The following is a 15755-nucleotide window of genomic DNA, read 5'->3' as shown; positions in this document are numbered from 1 at the left end:
GTTCAGCGTTGTTTAACAAACCGTTTTAGGCCGTTCCGGATCGCTTTTGCCATTGCCTGGCGAAAGCGATCTTCGAGCAGTAAGGCTTCGTCGGCGGGATTACTCAAAAATGGGCCTTCAACCAGGGCGTTCGGATAGTCGGTAGGGGCGTTGAAAAAGAAATTGAAGTGACCCACATTGCCGAACTCCGGGGCGTTGGTTTTCCGAAGTTCCCGCAGGATCGCCTGACTTAGTGGCCGAAAGCCAATGTGCTTGTAATACGTACTGACGCCCCGCACCCGCGCATCGCCCGATGCGTTGAAATGAATGCTGACCAGTATATGGGGCAGCGTTCGGCGCATGGCCAGAATGCGGGCCGTTGGCCCCAGTAACGTATCGGTCGTGCGGGTCATAACAACAGTTGCACCCGCTCGTTCGAGTAGCGTACGCAGGCGATCTGCCACAGCCAGCGTCAGGTCTTTTTCCAGTCTACCCGACTGGCTTCCTTTAGCGCCCGTATTGCTACCTCCGTGCCCGGCGTCTACCGCTATGGTCAACCCTCGTAAGCTGCGCTGCCGGGGTGGACGACGTACGCGGACAAATAAGGTATTCTGCTGGTAGTACACCGAATATCCCCACGACTGAGGATGGGTCAGGTCAATGTAGATTCGAGTGATTTCATCGGCCAGTTGCTCAAACCAGACCGTTTTGATTTCCTGATTGGAGGTCAGTTGCGTAATCCAGTTCGTATTCGGCGTCACACCAAATACGTCGATTATGAGCCGCGCTGGATTGACCTGCTGCTGACTACGGTAGGGGAAGCGGGCAGGGAGCTGAATAGCGACGTAATCAAACTGTAAACGCCGATCAGTGCTAACCGAGTCGCCGTAAACTCGCCAGTTTCCCATCAGGGCTCCCGCCGGATACCCACCGGACGTATCGACGGCTACCTGCGCAATCGGTACGTAAGCGGTCAATGACGGAGCGAGCCGGACCCGCCAGAACCGATTTAATGTATCCGCACCCATCCAGGCTAAGCCAGTTACTGACAGGACGATACCAGAGTCGAGGGTTTCCATACGCGCTCCGCCGAGCCGGTCCGTGCCGAGTCCGTAATACAGGGGCGTAACGGCGGTGCGGGTGTAGCCAGTCAGTACGGTATCCTGTATAGTTGGCGTCTGCGCTGCTGCAGACAGTCCGACGAATACAACAAGGAATTGATAGAGATACAATTTACAGGCCTTCATCGACGGAGGGTTTGCCGGGCCCGTTCAGCATCAGGAACACCATCATGGCGAACAAATTGAGGGCCGGAAAGGTGTTTTTGTACGTATCATGCGTGGCCAGATGGGCTACAGCAATGGCGAACGCGAAATTAATGCCTAAAGCAAGGGCCGCCCAGCGGGTCTTAAACCCGATAATGAGCAAAACAGCCCCGATACTTTCGGTATAAGCCGACAGAATGGCACTGACCACCGGAAACGGAAACCCCAGACTCCGTAACCAGTCGGCATAACCGGGTATGCCTTCCGTTGGGTGAAGAGCCGTATGCCCGGCCGCATCGAAGAGTTCGTAACCAAACGCGAGCCGGAGCAAAAACGGAGCATAAGCCCGGTAGCGGTGGAGGGTGGCGAATGGAGAAGACATAGGACGAACGTTAACGGCAACCAAATGTAAGACTCCCCCAGTAACTATGCCAGTCGGCCTGCTTCAGATCAGCCGCCGGTACCATGTGAACAAGGCTGATCATGCAGTGGCCCGCCCGCAGCCGGAAGCTGACATCGCCCAGAGCGTTGGTGCGCTGCGTTTCTTCGATTACCTGGTTGGCGATGGTGCGGGTCCAGTAGCGCACGAGCACTCCCTCCAGGGGTTTATCCATAAACAGGATTTTAAACTCAGCCATCTGCCCGAAGCGCTGATCGTACGGATTTTTGGCAGGAATGATCTCTATCGGCATACCCGTATGTTTCGAGAACGTCCGATCGGTAGTCGTTCCCACCTGTACCAGCGTTTTGGCGCAGCGCTGATACAACTCCCGGCTGGGTTTATCCGTTTCGCCCCGCTGCTGGCGGGCGGCTATGACCAAATCGAGGCCATCTTCCTGTAAATACAGCAGAAAGCTGTCAGCTTTCATACTGAGCAATGCCGGTGTATTGGCGAAACTAATCAGGTGCGTACCCTCGGTCGTGAGCGGAACTGATACCTCGCCATACGTATCACCAGCTATGAGTGAAGACAGATCGGCAGTGCCGGTGGCGGTGTGGTGCCGGTAGTCGATAATACGATTGGTTTTTGCAATGGATCGTGCCCCCGAAAAGTGTTCGCCGACGAGCGTCTGGACAATGAGCTGATCGCCTACCCGCGCAAAGAATCGGTTTGGCTGTAACCAGAACTCATGGGCAACGGCTGCGCTGACCAGTACACTCAACGCAACAGTTAAAACTTTTCTCATAACATTGTTTGTAATTAATCTAAATAAAGTAATTTTGTGTCTGTAACAAATCAGTACAATGAACGCTGAGTTTTCTCCCGTTGACCACGTCATCTCGTTAGCACACGAAAAAGCTGTTTTACAAACCAACTCCTTTCTGGGCAGCGAATGCGTGCTGAAAAAGTGTTGCAAGAAGTATAAAAAGGGCAAACGCTGCAAAAAATGCCCCGACTGACCAGTAAACTTTAGCATTCACGCTGCCCGATGCCGACCATCACTACGTAACGTAGTACTAGCGGCACGTCGATGGTATGTACCGGTTATTTTTCGGGCACGTACCAGAACGGAACCAGGCTGTAGGTTTCGGCGGGTTTGCCAGTGTCGCCCAGCACCGTCAGGCGAATTATGTTCTTTCCGGGTTTCAGATTGGTAGGGAGCAATACGGTGGTGAGCCCCCGCTGGTCGTTATCAGGCCGTTGAGTGAATAGGAAATCAACTTCTGTATACAACGAGTCATTCACGTAAACGCCGAAATACCGCTGAAACGTTTGCAGATACCAGGCCGCGCGCCGTTCGCGCCGGGCCCTCCGCGATAAACTATCTGGCCACGTAGGCTCTTTATACCGCCTGCTCAGTTCAGCATCCAAGATCTTAGGGTACCCCACAAACAACCGCACATACGGTTCCCGAATCACATCGGCCTGAATACTAGCTTTGTCGATTAAGTCCTCTGCCGGGCGTAAATTGTCGAAAGTATTGGCGTTGAGCGTGCGGCTCGAATCGCGAAGACTGATAAATGACCGGCTATCGAGTATACTGGTAATGCCCCGAGTCTGTAAGGTTTGACCGCCTATAAATATGGCCTCGGTCAGAAAAAATATCGCAAAAACGACATAGAGACGGCGTTGTAGCTGGGGCTTGGGAATCTGGCTGTAAAACGTGTAGGTGATGTACAGCAAGGGGCGGTGCAGGCCCAGAAAATTAAGTGGCTGGCTGAGCCGAAAGGAGATAGGGGCCAGGGCTGGGTTGTCGCGAAATTTTGGCAGGTTTAATATAAACGCAGCCAGCATAAACAGCAGAAACATACAGCCGACCAACCAGCCAAAGGCGGTACGTACAACTGCATAGGTATCAGGTGGAAGGAGTACCTGCAATAGGGTGCCAATACCGATAAAAATCAGGTATGCAGCTGCAATACCAAACAACAACAGCGCCAGGGCGAAAGCCAGCGCAAAAATAACGTTGCAGCGCCGGTCGAGCCGAATAATAAAGTCTTCCAGCGACCCCATCTCCCGAGCGAAGCGCTGGCGGGCATATTCACTCAGATTGTAAATCTGATCGTAGCGAATGCCGTCTGGATATACAGCCAGCAGGCCAACCAGACCTACCCAAAAGGCCCGCATAACGAAATTAAGCAGGAAGGCCACAAACAGAACGTATGAAACCCCTTTACTTAAACCCAACACCAGCGTAGGCAACATATCGTGCACGTAATCGGTATCGGGCATTAGATTGTATCGGTAGTACGTTAGCGCACTATCGAGAAGTTCGGGCAAACTGAGGGTAGCAAACAGAGCAGCTCCCGAAATCACCAGTTCTAAATTCCAGCTTTGGGTGGCCAGTTCACGGAGCTTAATCTGGTCATCAGTAGGTGTTTGGGCAGACGAGTCGGGGAGTGGAGCGGACGAGTCGGTCATTTTTGTGGAAACTGTTCCTGCAACATAGCTGATTTTTGTCATTTTTACCCCATGAATATTCGGTATGAACAGTATAATAGTCTACCCGACGAGCCGCTGCGGTCGTCGCTCCTGGAAGTACTCCAAAGCGTGTTCAGCAATCGCAGCCGGGAGGATACCCTCGCCGAACTGACGTATCAGCTAGCCCACACTAGCGTACCGACGTTTCTGGCCCTCGATGGCCAGCAGGTAGTTGGCTGTAAACTCGGCTACGAACGACAACCTGATCAGTTCTATAGCTGGTTGGGTTGTGTGCGGTTAACTCATCGTGGGCATGGTATAGCCGCTGAACTTATGCGTCAGCAGCACGACTGGTGTCGGCAGCAGGGGTACCGGACAGTTCGAACGCAGACCTACAACCAATGGCGTTCTATGCTTATCCTGAACCTGCGCGCGGGCTTCGACATTATCGGTACGTTGCAGGGAAAACACGGGCTGATGATCGTACTGGAAAAAATACTTTGAGGAACCCGCAGGCCTGCTTTCTTGTCATAGAAAGAGATGCATCTTTACCTTCACATACCCTTCTGTAAGCAAGCCTGTCATTACTGCGACTTTCATTTCAGCACCAACCTGACTCAGAAATCAGCACTGGTGAATGCGCTCTGTGCCGAGATTCGGTTGCAGCACGCCTATTTGCCCACTAACCAGCTGGAAACGATTTACTTTGGAGGAGGAACCCCTTCGTTGCTGACGGAGCCGGAACTAACGCAAATTTTTGCGGTCATTCACGCGCAGTATCAGGTGTCGCCGTCGGCCGAAATAACACTTGAAGCCAACCCGGACGATTTGACGCCGGATAAGCTCAGGATGCTGCGGCAGTACGTGAATCGGCTGAGTATAGGGATTCAGACGTTTGACGAGGCTACGTTACGTTGGATGAACCGGGCGCACACGGCGGGTGAAGCCGAGGCCTGCGTTCAGCTGGCCCGCGAAATGGGCTTTGATAATTTGAGCATTGATCTGATCTACGGCATACCCAACCGTGACGAGTCGCTCTGGCAGGCCGATCTGCAAAAAGCATTGGCTTTGAACGTGCCTCATCTGTCGGCTTATGCGTTAACCATTGAGCCCGACACTGCTTTTGGGCGCTGGCAGCAGAAAGGAAAACTTCCACCCGCCGATGAAGCCTTAGCGGCTGCTCACTTCGAACAACTGACGCAGGCCTTGCGAGCGGCAGGCTACGAGCATTACGAAATATCGAATTTTGCCCAGCCCGGACGGTACGCCCGTCATAACACCGCCTATTGGCAGCGTCGGCCGTATTTGGGCATTGGACCAAGTGCGCATTCCTACAACGGCCACTCCCGCCAATACAATATTGCCAATAATGCGCGTTACATCGCCCAAATTCAGCAGGGAAACGTACCGGCTACAAGCGAAGAACTGAGCAGGGCCGACCAGGTCAACGAATATTTGCTGACGGGTTTACGTACCCAGTGGGGCTGTTCGGTGGCCGAACTGAATAGCCTCGCGGGAGCCGATTTTACTACGGTACAGGCTCGTGATTTGGCCAGTATGATTAGCGCCGGCTGGCTATTTCAGGAAGGTGATCGGCTCCTGTTGACGGAGCCGGGTAAGCTTTTCGCCGATCGGGTGGCCGCAACGCTTTTTATGGAGTAAGGTAAGCGCGTACCCGTTGCGGAAGAAAGGTGAATTTTTCGCAATAAACCTGCCTCGGGCGCACGTTTCCAATCGTGTGACTGCTATTTTCGCACGACAGACTTGCCGTTATGAATCCCCAACGCCCGACCAATACGTTTCGCAACGCGCCCCAGCCTCGCCCAAAAGCGGCTCATGCGTCTACGCAGCGCTTGCAAAAAACAGGACGTTGGCAACGGGCCCGTCGGTTCATTCGGGAGCGGCCACTGCTGGAGCGTATCTACTGGTTCTGCGTCAAAGCTTTTCTGTGGCTTTTCTTCGGTTCGCTCGGGTACGTGGTGGTGCTGAAGTATGTGCCCGTGTGGGTAACCCCGCTCATCGTTTCGCGCTGGATTGATACGTTTGGGACCGACGAAAGCGGTCGTGTGTATAAGAAATGGCGGGCCTACGACCAGTTGAGTAAAGAAGCCGCACTGGCAGTTGTTGCGTCTGAGGATCAGGCGTTTCCCGTGCACTGGGGGTTCGATTTTGACGAAATTCAGGATGCGATCAAGGAAAATCAGCACCGTAAACGACCTAGGGGAGCCAGTACTATTTCGCAGCAGGTCGCCAAAAACGTATTTCTCTGGAACGGGCGCAGCTATATCCGCAAGGGACTTGAAGTGTATTTTACGGCGGTTATCGAATTAATCTGGGGCAAAAAACGCATCCTGGAGGTATATCTCAACGTGGCCGAAACCGGACCGATGACGTTTGGGGTGGAGGCCGCTTCACAGCGGTATTATGGCCACTCGGCGGCAACACTGACCCGGAACGAAGCGGCTCGGATTGCTGCGGTATTGCCCAATCCCCGATTGTTTTCCATCAAAAGTCCCTCAAATTACATTCAACGCCGGACCCGGCAAATTTCGCGGCAAATGCGGTACCTGGGTGGGCAGCGCTACATTCGGAATTTGTAATGGTCGTGCCGGAAGGCTAATTACCAGACAGAAATAGGCGATTCAGTGAGCGTCTGGCTTAGAACAAGCTGTGTTTGAACAATTGCGGCAAGGCAATCGGCTCGTTGTGAAGTATAAAAAAGTAGACGAGTGCGGCTAATACTAAGTAGCTGACGGCGAGCCACTTCTTTTTCTGCGCAAATTCGACGGGGTGGTGATGATAATCATAAATCATAGAGGCCGACAGGCCCATGACCATCAGAAAGAACGAGAACACCCCAAAATCTGTTCGATACATGCTAACCGACTGCATGAATCGGGCACCCGACACGATGTACAGCAGCCACGCACCAAAGCCTGCCCGGTAGAGATACACGCTCAGCCGTCGGTCGTTTTTAAGATCGAAGAGGTCATCAGTGAATTTTTCGGACATGGTACATTGGTTTGGTTAGTGAAACTACGAACTCTTAGGTATAAACGCAAAAAAGATTATGCTTGATTCACAACCGGTTGACACTACTACAGAATTTAATACCATGCAGGTAGAACTCGCTCGTGTAGACGATGCATTTCACTTTGAAGCTGTCGGTCTGTCGGGAGTAGCGCAGCACATTGATGCCGCCACCGATATTGGCGGACACAATGCGGGTGCCCGGCCGATGGAAATGTTGCTCATGGGCCTGGCGGGCTGCTCGGCTATTGATGTGATCCTGATTCTGAACAAGCAAAAGCAACGTATCGATGACTTTCGGTTAAAAGTGGATGGCCTGCGCGAAAAAGGAGCGACCCCAGCCCCGTTCAAGAAAGTACATATTACGTACCTGCTGAAAGGCGAACTGAATGCCGAGAAGGTTCAGCGGGCCATTGATTTATCGATGGACAAATACTGCTCGGCGACCGCTCAGTTCCGGCCGTCGGCTGAGATTACGTATTCATTCGAGATTAACTAGACGACAGGAGTTCTTCAGACCCGTCAAACGAATCTACCCTGGAAAACGAAAAAGGTGGCTTCCATGGAAGCCACCTTTTTCGTTTCTTTGTCGTATGCGCCAATATCACGACTTACTCCGCCATATTCTTGATCAGGGGACTCGCAAAACTGACCGTACCGGCACGGGTACCATCAGTGTATTCGGTTACCAGATGCGGTTCAATTTGCAGGAAGGCTTTCCGTTGCTGACTACCAAGAAAGTTCATACCCGATCTATCATTCATGAACTGCTCTGGTTTATCAAGGGCGACACCAACATTAAGTATTTAAAAGACAACGGCGTCAGCATCTGGGATGAGTGGGCCGACGAGAATGGCGATCTGGGGCCCGTCTACGGAAAACAGTGGCGAAGCTGGGCGGCCCCCGATGGTCGTGTCATTGATCAGTTGCAGGATGTCCTGAACCAGTTAAAGAAAAATCCGGACTCCCGCCGGATGATCGTGTCGGCCTGGAACCCAGCCGATGTACCCAGCATGGCCCTGCCTCCCTGCCACCTGCTGATGCAGTTCTACGTAGCCGATGGGAAATTATCCTGTCAGTTGTATCAGCGCAGTGCCGACGTTTTTTTAGGCGTGCCGTTTAATATCGCGTCATATGCGTTGCTGACCATGATGATTGCGCAGGAATGTGGCTACGAAGCGCACGAATTCATCTGGACCGGGGGCGACACGCACCTGTATCTGAATCACCTGGAACAGGTCGAAACGCAGCTTTCCCGTGAGCCACGCCCGTTACCAACAATGCGACTGAAGCCGGCCGTGCAATCAATCTTCGACTTTACGTACGACGATTTTACGCTGGAAAATTATAATCCGTATCCGGCCATCAAAGCGCCGGTGGCCGTATAAAACCGTACCATTCTGTAAATCGGATCGGGGCCGAACGTAATGCTAGTCCCTGATCCGGTTTGCTGGGCTTATAACGTCGATTGACGATCAACCAGCTTCTGGTATTCCTGTTCGATCATCGACTTTTTATTGCCCCGGTGGTAAACCGCAAAATAGTGGGAGAGGAGCCCGATACCCCAGCCGATTGTAGAGAAAATAGGCCAGGGAAACAGGAAACCGTGATTCGTTGAGTCGTGAATCGAAAAGTTGATAACGGCCCAGATGAGCCAGAGTCCGGCGTTAATAATCAGATAGGAGCGAAGATGCATCCGAAAGCCAACGCGGGCTTTTGCTTGTTTCCAAAGGATAGGGTCGTGTTTAGAGTCCATGGCTGATCAGGGTATTAATTAGGGCTGGTTATTGATTAATTCTGTCGAAAGGTCAGCGGATAACTAGCCTGATCAAATCACTTTCTGATGAACCACGCCGTTGGGGGGGCTAACAGCCTGCCTGACGCGACGAAATGCCGAATGGGCGGTTGGCGTGATTGTGTCGGCAGCCCAGCGTGGATAATAGCGGTAAAGAAGCCACCCTCCCATGACGAAAACAAGGTTGGCCGCTCCCAGCGTTACCCACCAGAAATAAGCGGGCGGAAAGAAACGGTACGTACTTTCAACGACAAAGGCGGCATACAGACCAGTTACCGAAGCGCCCATGCCAAGGTAATGCCACTGGAGCCAGGAGCGAATTGCTGACCGTACGAGTATTGCCCCGACACCCACCAGCAGCGCTCCAACGCTGCCCACGGCGCCCCAGTGAATGACTCCAAATCGCCCGAATAAGTAATAAATCTGAAAGGCCGTGGCAAGTAAAATCACCATTGCCGCAACGTAAACGCGGCCCATCTGCCGGTGAACCGGGGTACCTTTCTTCGCGAAGAGGATAAACGTTCCGGTGAACATAGCCGTTAGCGCGGCTGTCAGATGAATAACGCTAACCCAGGAATGCACTATAGTCGCCATACACGTATCCGCGCCGGTAAACTGGCTTACTTTGGGTTGTCTTGCCAGTCCCGCGTATACTAACTACTCATTGTTCGCAAAAGTGTTACGTTCCAGCCGAGGATTACCGCAAAAATGGGTAACCACTCAATACCGCCGATGCCAACGGTGCCGGGCGTTGCCAATAGTACGGTTGGCCAAAAAATCAACGTTGATGAAAGTTACCGTTACGTATATGATAGTAGACAAGTAATTAAAGGCTAGTGAGTTACGTTATAAAATAGCCATAGGCGTCTTTACAACAGATAAGACTAGGGCTGATCTCATGAGTCAGTAAAAATGGTAGCAATATCCGTAATTTGTATACCCTACGTAATCCGATCAAACGAGACATTTGTCTTTCTTGCGTTACCGGATTCAGCACTAGCAGTTGTAGATAGAATTTAGTTTCGCTGGCTTTAGCGAACCGTCCCGTTCAGATAAACGTAATAAATTAAACCCGATACGTGTGGCAACTTTCAACTTAAAAATCAACGGTAAAATCAGCCGGGTAGACGTCGATCCAGCGACGCCGATGCTTTGGGTACTCCGCGACCATCTCGACCTACAGGGTACCAAATACGGATGCGGGATTGCACAGTGCGGAGCCTGCACGGTTCATCTGGACGGAACGGCGGTACGTTCCTGTCAGCTGCCCGTTTCCGCCATTGGAAAGCAGGCCATTACAACGATTGAAGGCTTATCGGCGAAGGGCGATCACCCGGTTCAGAAAGCCTGGCTGGAACACGACGTAGCCCAGTGTGGCTATTGTCAGTCCGGGCAGATCATGAGCGCGGCTTCCCTGCTGAAAACTAATCCTAACCCAACCGATGCTGATATTGATGCGGCCATGAGTGGCAACATCTGCCGCTGTGGTACGTACCTGCGCATCAAAGACGCCATCAAATCAGCTGCCAGGAAGTAAAACCCTGTTGTTAACTCCAGAACCTTGATCATGAAAACAAGCCGAACAACCTATAACAGGCGTTCCTTCTTAAAGACCTCACTGCTTTCGGGTGGGGGCATGCTGCTCAGCGTGAGCTGGCTGTCGAACCTGAAAGCCGCCGATAAATCAGAGGCTCTAAACCTGCCGGAGCAGTGGGCCCAACTGACCGGCTATATTCAGATCACACCCGACAATGTGATCAAACTTATGTGCCCGAACCCGGAGTTTGGGCAGAACGTAATGACCTCGCTGCCGATGATGGTAGCCGAAGAACTGGATGCCGACTGGAAGAACGTAGTCGTTGAGATGGGGCCGCACGACAACGCGAAACTGGGACCGCAGTTTACGGGTGGCAGTAATTCGGTTCGAATGTATTGGAAACCCCTCCGCGAAGCCGGAGCCGCTGCCCGCCAGATGCTGTGCGAAGCAGCCGCCCAAGCCTGGAACGTGCCCGTCGGTGACGTGACGACCCAAGCGGGTGTCCTGCGCCATTCGAGCGGAAAATCGGCGACCTACGGCGAAATGGCCAGTAAAGCCGCTACGCTGGCGGTGCCGAAAGAGGTAAAACTAAAATCGCCTAAAGACTTCACCATTGTCAGAAGCGCCAAGAAGAATGTGGAAGGGCTCAAGGTTGTGACCGGCAAACCCCTCTTCGGGCTGGACTACCGCGCCGACGGCATGTTGATTGCCATGATTCAGCATCCGCCCGCCTTTGGTATGAAACTAAAGTCGTTCAATGCGTCGCAGACTCTCAAAATGCCGGGTATAAAGGACGTGTTCAGACTGAAATTGTACGAAGATGGCTTCGAGCAGGCCGGTTTCGATACCCGTACGTTCAACGATCTGCTGGTTGTGGTCGGTAAAACGACCTGGGAGGTCATGAATGCCCGTAAAAAGCTGATAGCCCAGTGGGAGCCAGCCGGTGATGTGAACGAAACAATGAGCGGCCGGGGTGGAAAACGGGAGGTGACTGTGCCGGGACGGCTGGAAAGTACCTCGGCTCAACTTGAAAAAATGCAGGAGTTGGCCAGTAAACCGGCTCAGCAACTGCGTAAGGACGGCGACCCCGAAACAGCGTTTAAACAGGCGGCCCAGATCATCGAACGCACTTACAACGCCCCGTTTCTGGCGCACAACTGCATGGAGCCGATGAATTTTTTCGCTCACGTTACGTCCGAAAAAGCGGTGTTGGCAGGTCCTTTGCAGGCACCGGGCTGGGTTGAACCGACGCTGTCGAAACTGCTGAATCTTCCGGCCGATAAAATTGAAATTCAGATGACGCGTATGGGGGGCGGGTTTGGTCGCCGGGCGTATGGCCATTATCTCTCCGAAGCGGCCCTGATCTCCAGACAGGTCAAAGCGCCCGTTAAGCTGATCTACACCCGCGAAGATGACATGACCTATGGCATCTACCGCCCTATGTACACGGCGACGTATCGGGCCGCCTTGGATGCCGACAAAAACCTGATCGCTTTCCATGTGAAAGGCGGGGGTATTCCGGAGCATCCTATTCATGCTAACCGGTTCCCGGCCGGTGCCGTAGATAATTACCTGGCCGAAGGTTGGGAGATTCCGTCCAACATAACCATTGGTGCCTTCCGGGCTCCGCGCTCCAACTTCAACGCAGCCGCCGAACAATCCTTTCTGGATGAAGTGGCCGAGGCTATGGGTAAAGATCCCATCGAATTTAGACTTGAGCTGTTGAAACGGGCTAAAGAAAACCCAGTCGGCAAAAACAACGAGTACGATGCTGATCGCTACGCGGGTGTTTTGACGCTGGTACGTGATAAATCGGGCTGGAACAAGACCGGTAATGAGAAATACAACCGGGGCGTAGCGGCTTATTTCTGCCATAACTCCTACGCAGCCCACGTAGTAGATATGGTTACCCGCGATGGCGAGCCTTACGTGGAACGCGTATTCAGCGCGATGGACTGCGGAATTGTGGTGAACCCCGAATCGGCAACCAACATGGTGCAGGGTGCCGTGGTCGATGGTATCGGCAATGCGTTCTACGGGGCATTGACCCATAAAAACGGAGCTACCGAGCAAAGCAATTTCCACAACTACCGAATGATTCGTCATAACGAGGCTCCCAAACAAATCGAGGTTCATTTCGTCGAAAACGACATCGACCCAACCGGTTTAGGCGAACCGCCCTTCCCGCCGGTGTTTGGGGCCGTGGCCAATGCCTTGTACAAAAACAAGGGCAGGCGTTTTTACAACCAGCCTTTCAAGCCCGAGCTGGACAAGGGGATTTAGAACGGGGTGCCAATACGTACAGCGCCGGAACCGATCTGATCGATTCCGGCGCGCTGTGTTTACGGGCGCGTATAAACCGGCTACGCTTCACCTGAACTTTGAATTTCCCAGGTGGTAATAAGCACGAATTCTTACTCTTTAATCTTCATTGAGGGAATAAGCGGAACCGTGTCAATCAGTTCCAGTGACTTTACCATCTTTTGGGTACCGGTTTTGTACTTGAGAAAATGGGGCGTCTGGATGTGCGCTTTATACGCACTGGAATCAGCGTAGATTTCTAGAATCGTGATGTGGGTAGGATTATCTGTCTCCGACGTAGCGTATAAGGTCAGCACACCGGGCTCAAGACGTACCGACGCTTCAATTTCTTCTTTGAGGGCCGCTTTGTAGGGTTCGAGCTGCGCCGGGTCAACTACGATTCTGGCGATACGTACCATCTGCGTTCTGGATTGGCTAAAAGCAGGACCCGTCAATAGACCAATCAGCAGGATAACCGCCAGAAATCGCCCTGGCCGAAAACCGTTGCCACGAGCAGTGGTCAGCATTTCATTCTGAGTCAATAGGCTGCGTTTTTCGGTCATGTCAGGCATTTATGACGTAATGAAGTTGAATAATCTGCGCACCAGCGTACCGCTTAGTTGGAGCTGGCATCTGCAATGGTGGTTCGGCGGTATTCGTTGGGTGATTGGCCGACGCGCTGTTTAAACAACCGGATAAAATGCTGGGGGTATTTAAAACCCAGGTCATAGGCTATCTGGCTAACAGATTTGCCAGGGTCAAAGATCTGTTCTTTAGCCACGTCCATCACCTTCATCTGAATAAACTCCTGCGCCGTCTTACCGGTTTCTTTCTTTACCAGATCGCCAAAATAGTTGGCTGATAAGTTCATTTCGCTGGCACAGTACGCTACCGAAGGCAAACCAAGCGTCTGTGGTTTATCGGTCTGATAATATTCGTTCAACAACGTCTCGAACCGTTCGATAACGCCCTGGTGAACGGTATCACGAGTGATAAACTGGCGGTCGTAAAAGCGGACGCAGTAATTCAGTAAAAGCTCGATGTTAGAGACAATCAATCGCTTACTGTGTTTATCAACGGCATGTTCCAATTCATAGTCAATTTTCGAGAAGCAATCCAACACAATCTTTCGTTCGCGTTCGGATAAATGCAAGGCTTCGTTGGATTCATAGCCGAAAAATGAGTAGTCCTGCATATGTCGCCCAAGGGGAGTTCCGTGAATCAGATCCGGGTGAAAGACTACCGCATAGCCTTTAGGTTGATACGTTTCTCCGGTGCTATCAACGCTGACGACCTGCCCGGGACCAATGAATACCAGCGTTCCTTCCTGGTAGTCATACGTTTGTCGACCATACCGCAGATCACCGCATTTTACTTCTTTCAGAAAAATGGTATAAAACCCGAAATACATGTTGGAGGCTTGTCTTGGGTCTGCTTTAGATAAGTCAACAACGCTCACCAGTGGGTGGCGCGTTTCGTTCTTGTTGAAGGCGTTGTAATCGCTTACTGTCTCAAACCGTCGCAGGGTGTCCATAGCGCTATTGGGGTCTATCTCCAGTCAAAATTAGCGCTTTATTCACCCTTCACCAGACTAGCTTACCTTGGTCAGTAATATTGGTAGACATATCTGTAATCTGTATACCATTCCGGGAACAGGAAACCATGACCTTTGTCCTGTCGAATGAAGTGTACCCGATACCATCGAAACGGGCTATCGATTGATCGATACGGCGGCTTGTACGGCAGCAAAGGAGCCGTGGGCAACCTATTCTTCGACCAACGGAACCCGGCTATGGCCACTTGGCCGGAAACGCACAAACCTAGCACTTAAACTCAAGGAACAAATGAATTCAAAAAATCAGTACAACCCATTGAAGGACAGCGTGAACGTATTCATTCTCGGCTTATGTTTCTTTGGTTTGGGCACCCTGTCAGCCGCTGCCCAGGCGAGTTCTTCGGCAACCAATGCCGAACAGGAAGTAATAACGCTTTCAGGCCAAAAGTGGCAATGGATGGCCGATAAGAATGTGGACAAGCTGGCTGCCTTATTTGACGAGAAATCGATGTTTGTCCACATGGGTGGTAGCTGGGGCAAGAGCCAGGAAATAGAGGTGATTAAAAGTGGCAACATCTGGTACAAGAAAGCCAATGTTCATTCTACTACCTTCAACAGGATTGGCAGTACGGCCATTCTCCTGAGCGATATTGATCTGGTAGCTGTGGTAGGTGGTAATGAAGTTACAAATCCATTTATGGTGACGGAGGTATTTGTCAATCAAAACGGTAAATGGACGCTGGGGCAACTTTCATTTTCCAGGCTGATGAGGCCCGTCAAAAAGTAGCCTCGTTGTTACCCTTCGTCCTCGGCTTGTAATCCTATCCAAAACAAACAGACCCGTTATTAACCCGTTCATTTAATCAATCCGCTCAATGAAAGCATTACTTATGGGCCTTTGTTTGCTGCTAACGAGTATGCAGGCCTCCTTCGCTCAGTCCCCAAAAGCAGGTACGACTAGGGCCAGCAGTACCCAACAGGAAATCGTTACGCTCTCGAAGCAAAAATGGCAGTGGATGGCCGACAAGAATGTCGAAAAGCTGAGTCAACTTTTTGATGACGAGTCAAAGTTTGTTCACATGAGTGGCACCTGGAAAAAGGACGAAGAGCTCGACATTATCAAAACTGGCAGCATCTGGTACCGGAAAGCGGATGTGCACGATACGGCGGTGGAGCTTTTTGAGGACACGGCCATCATCTGGAGTCGAATAACGCTGGAAGCCCTGGTCCGGGGCAATGAGGCAAAGACGGAGTTCACGGTTACCGAAGTTTATAAAAAGCAGGCGAATACCTGGAAATTGTTAGCCCTGACCTTCAGCAGTGTACGCGACACTCACGTTATTAAGCACTGATCCGGTAACGCGTTTAGGGCACTACTACAGCCAGAAACTGCATGCTTTAGTTTTGATAGTTAGGCCGTATCTAACAGG

General features: G+C 51.8%; 19 protein-coding genes. 10 read left to right on the top strand and 9 right to left on the bottom strand.

The genetic code is table 11. From position 1 onward, the window contains the following. Nucleotides 1–2: 2 nt before the first annotated feature. The 4 genes from ACYVIY_RS17150 to ACYVIY_RS17135 form a co-directional block, all read right to left on the bottom strand. The gene (locus ACYVIY_RS17150) at nucleotides 3–1226 is read right to left on the bottom strand and encodes an N-acetylmuramoyl-L-alanine amidase (protein ID WP_460977605.1); all 1224 of its coding nucleotides are present in this window, start codon (nucleotides 1224–1226) and stop codon (nucleotides 3–5) included. Then, a complete protein-coding gene (locus ACYVIY_RS17145) occupies nucleotides 1213–1626 on the bottom strand; it encodes a DoxX family protein (RefSeq protein ID WP_460977604.1) in 414 nt (137 codons plus the stop codon). Before ACYVIY_RS17145 ends, ACYVIY_RS17150 begins: the two co-directional genes overlap by 14 nt. Before the next feature lie 10 nt (nucleotides 1627–1636). After that, on the bottom strand, nucleotides 1637–2431 hold the full coding sequence (locus tag ACYVIY_RS17140; RefSeq protein ID WP_460977603.1) for a DUF4198 domain-containing protein: 795 nt from the start codon (nucleotides 2429–2431) through the stop codon (nucleotides 1637–1639). 299 nt (nucleotides 2432–2730) lie between these two features. Next, the gene (locus tag ACYVIY_RS17135) at nucleotides 2731–4107 is read right to left on the bottom strand and encodes a hypothetical protein (protein WP_460977602.1); all 1377 of its coding nucleotides are present in this window, start codon (nucleotides 4105–4107) and stop codon (nucleotides 2731–2733) included. Nucleotides 4108–4158: 51 nt separating this feature from the next. On the opposite strand from ACYVIY_RS17135, the gene ACYVIY_RS17130 reads away from it, so the two are divergent. From ACYVIY_RS17130 to mtgA, 3 genes are all read left to right on the top strand, one after another. Next, entirely contained in the window at nucleotides 4159–4611 is a 453-nt protein-coding gene (locus ACYVIY_RS17130; protein WP_460977601.1) for a GNAT family N-acetyltransferase, read from the top strand. Nucleotides 4612–4647: 36 nt separating this feature from the next. After that, nucleotides 4648–5769, top strand: coding sequence for a radical SAM family heme chaperone HemW (gene hemW / locus ACYVIY_RS17125; RefSeq protein ID WP_460977600.1), 1122 nt, complete (start codon nucleotides 4648–4650; stop codon nucleotides 5767–5769). A 110-nt stretch (nucleotides 5770–5879) separates the two neighbouring features. Further along, nucleotides 5880–6707, top strand: a complete 828-nt coding sequence (mtgA, locus tag ACYVIY_RS17120) for a monofunctional biosynthetic peptidoglycan transglycosylase (RefSeq protein ID WP_460977599.1) — start codon at nucleotides 5880–5882, stop codon at nucleotides 6705–6707. Nucleotides 6708–6765: 58 nt separating this feature from the next. Here mtgA and ACYVIY_RS17115 read toward each other — a convergent pair whose 3' ends face one another. Beyond that, on the bottom strand, nucleotides 6766–7119 hold the full coding sequence (locus tag ACYVIY_RS17115) for a hypothetical protein (RefSeq protein WP_460977598.1): 354 nt from the start codon (nucleotides 7117–7119) through the stop codon (nucleotides 6766–6768). Between the two features lie 58 nt (nucleotides 7120–7177). Between ACYVIY_RS17115 and ACYVIY_RS17110 the strand changes: the two genes are divergently transcribed. Continuing rightward, nucleotides 7178–7636, top strand: a complete 459-nt coding sequence (locus ACYVIY_RS17110; protein ID WP_460977597.1) for an OsmC family protein — start codon at nucleotides 7178–7180, stop codon at nucleotides 7634–7636. A gap of 94 nt (nucleotides 7637–7730) precedes the next feature. Then, nucleotides 7731–8525: a thymidylate synthase gene (locus ACYVIY_RS17105; RefSeq protein ID WP_460977596.1), complete on the top strand. Its 795-nt coding sequence runs from the start codon at nucleotides 7731–7733 to the stop codon at nucleotides 8523–8525. A 68-nt stretch (nucleotides 8526–8593) separates the two neighbouring features. Here ACYVIY_RS17105 and ACYVIY_RS17100 read toward each other — a convergent pair whose 3' ends face one another. Both ACYVIY_RS17100 and ACYVIY_RS17095 read right to left on the bottom strand, forming a co-directional pair. Beyond that, a complete protein-coding gene (locus tag ACYVIY_RS17100; RefSeq protein ID WP_460977595.1) occupies nucleotides 8594–8893 on the bottom strand; it encodes a 2TM domain-containing protein in 300 nt (99 codons plus the stop codon). Nucleotides 8894–8965: 72 nt separating this feature from the next. Then, the gene (locus ACYVIY_RS17095) at nucleotides 8966–9526 is read right to left on the bottom strand and encodes a DUF2306 domain-containing protein (protein WP_460977594.1); all 561 of its coding nucleotides are present in this window, start codon (nucleotides 9524–9526) and stop codon (nucleotides 8966–8968) included. 487 nt (nucleotides 9527–10013) lie between these two features. On the opposite strand from ACYVIY_RS17095, the gene ACYVIY_RS17090 reads away from it, so the two are divergent. Together ACYVIY_RS17090 and ACYVIY_RS17085 are read left to right on the top strand one after the other, a co-directional pair. After that, complete coding sequence (locus ACYVIY_RS17090) at nucleotides 10014–10469, top strand: (2Fe-2S)-binding protein (protein WP_460977593.1); 456 nt, start codon at nucleotides 10014–10016, stop codon at nucleotides 10467–10469. Between the two features lie 30 nt (nucleotides 10470–10499). Next, nucleotides 10500–12752 carry a xanthine dehydrogenase family protein molybdopterin-binding subunit gene (locus ACYVIY_RS17085; RefSeq protein WP_460977592.1) on the top strand — a complete coding sequence of 751 codons (2253 nt, stop codon included), beginning with the start codon at nucleotides 10500–10502 and terminating at the stop codon, nucleotides 12750–12752. A gap of 131 nt (nucleotides 12753–12883) precedes the next feature. Here the strand turns inward: ACYVIY_RS17085 and ACYVIY_RS17080 are convergent, their stop codons facing one another. Continuing rightward, nucleotides 12884–13333: a putative quinol monooxygenase gene (locus tag ACYVIY_RS17080; protein ID WP_460977591.1), complete on the bottom strand. Its 450-nt coding sequence runs from the start codon at nucleotides 13331–13333 to the stop codon at nucleotides 12884–12886. Nucleotides 13334–13386: 53 nt separating this feature from the next. Continuing rightward, nucleotides 13387–14304 carry a helix-turn-helix domain-containing protein gene (locus ACYVIY_RS17075; RefSeq protein ID WP_460977590.1) on the bottom strand — a complete coding sequence of 306 codons (918 nt, stop codon included), beginning with the start codon at nucleotides 14302–14304 and terminating at the stop codon, nucleotides 13387–13389. Nucleotides 14305–14451: 147 nt separating this feature from the next. On the opposite strand from ACYVIY_RS17075, the gene ACYVIY_RS17070 reads away from it, so the two are divergent. From ACYVIY_RS17070 to ACYVIY_RS17060, 3 genes are all read left to right on the top strand, one after another. Next, nucleotides 14452–14601 (top strand): hypothetical protein, encoded by a 150-nt coding sequence (locus ACYVIY_RS17070; protein ID WP_460977589.1) that lies wholly within the window; start codon nucleotides 14452–14454, stop codon nucleotides 14599–14601. Nucleotides 14602–14614: 13 nt separating this feature from the next. After that, a complete protein-coding gene (locus tag ACYVIY_RS17065; RefSeq protein ID WP_460977588.1) occupies nucleotides 14615–15112 on the top strand; it encodes a nuclear transport factor 2 family protein in 498 nt (165 codons plus the stop codon). A gap of 88 nt (nucleotides 15113–15200) precedes the next feature. Continuing rightward, a complete protein-coding gene (locus ACYVIY_RS17060) occupies nucleotides 15201–15677 on the top strand; it encodes a nuclear transport factor 2 family protein (RefSeq protein ID WP_460977587.1) in 477 nt (158 codons plus the stop codon). Nucleotides 15678–15755 lie beyond the last annotated feature (78 nt).

The sequence above is a fragment of the Spirosoma knui genome, assembly GCF_054780635.1.
The sequence above is the reverse complement of the archived record's forward strand: the minus strand, read 5'-3'. Positions and strand labels throughout refer to the sequence as shown.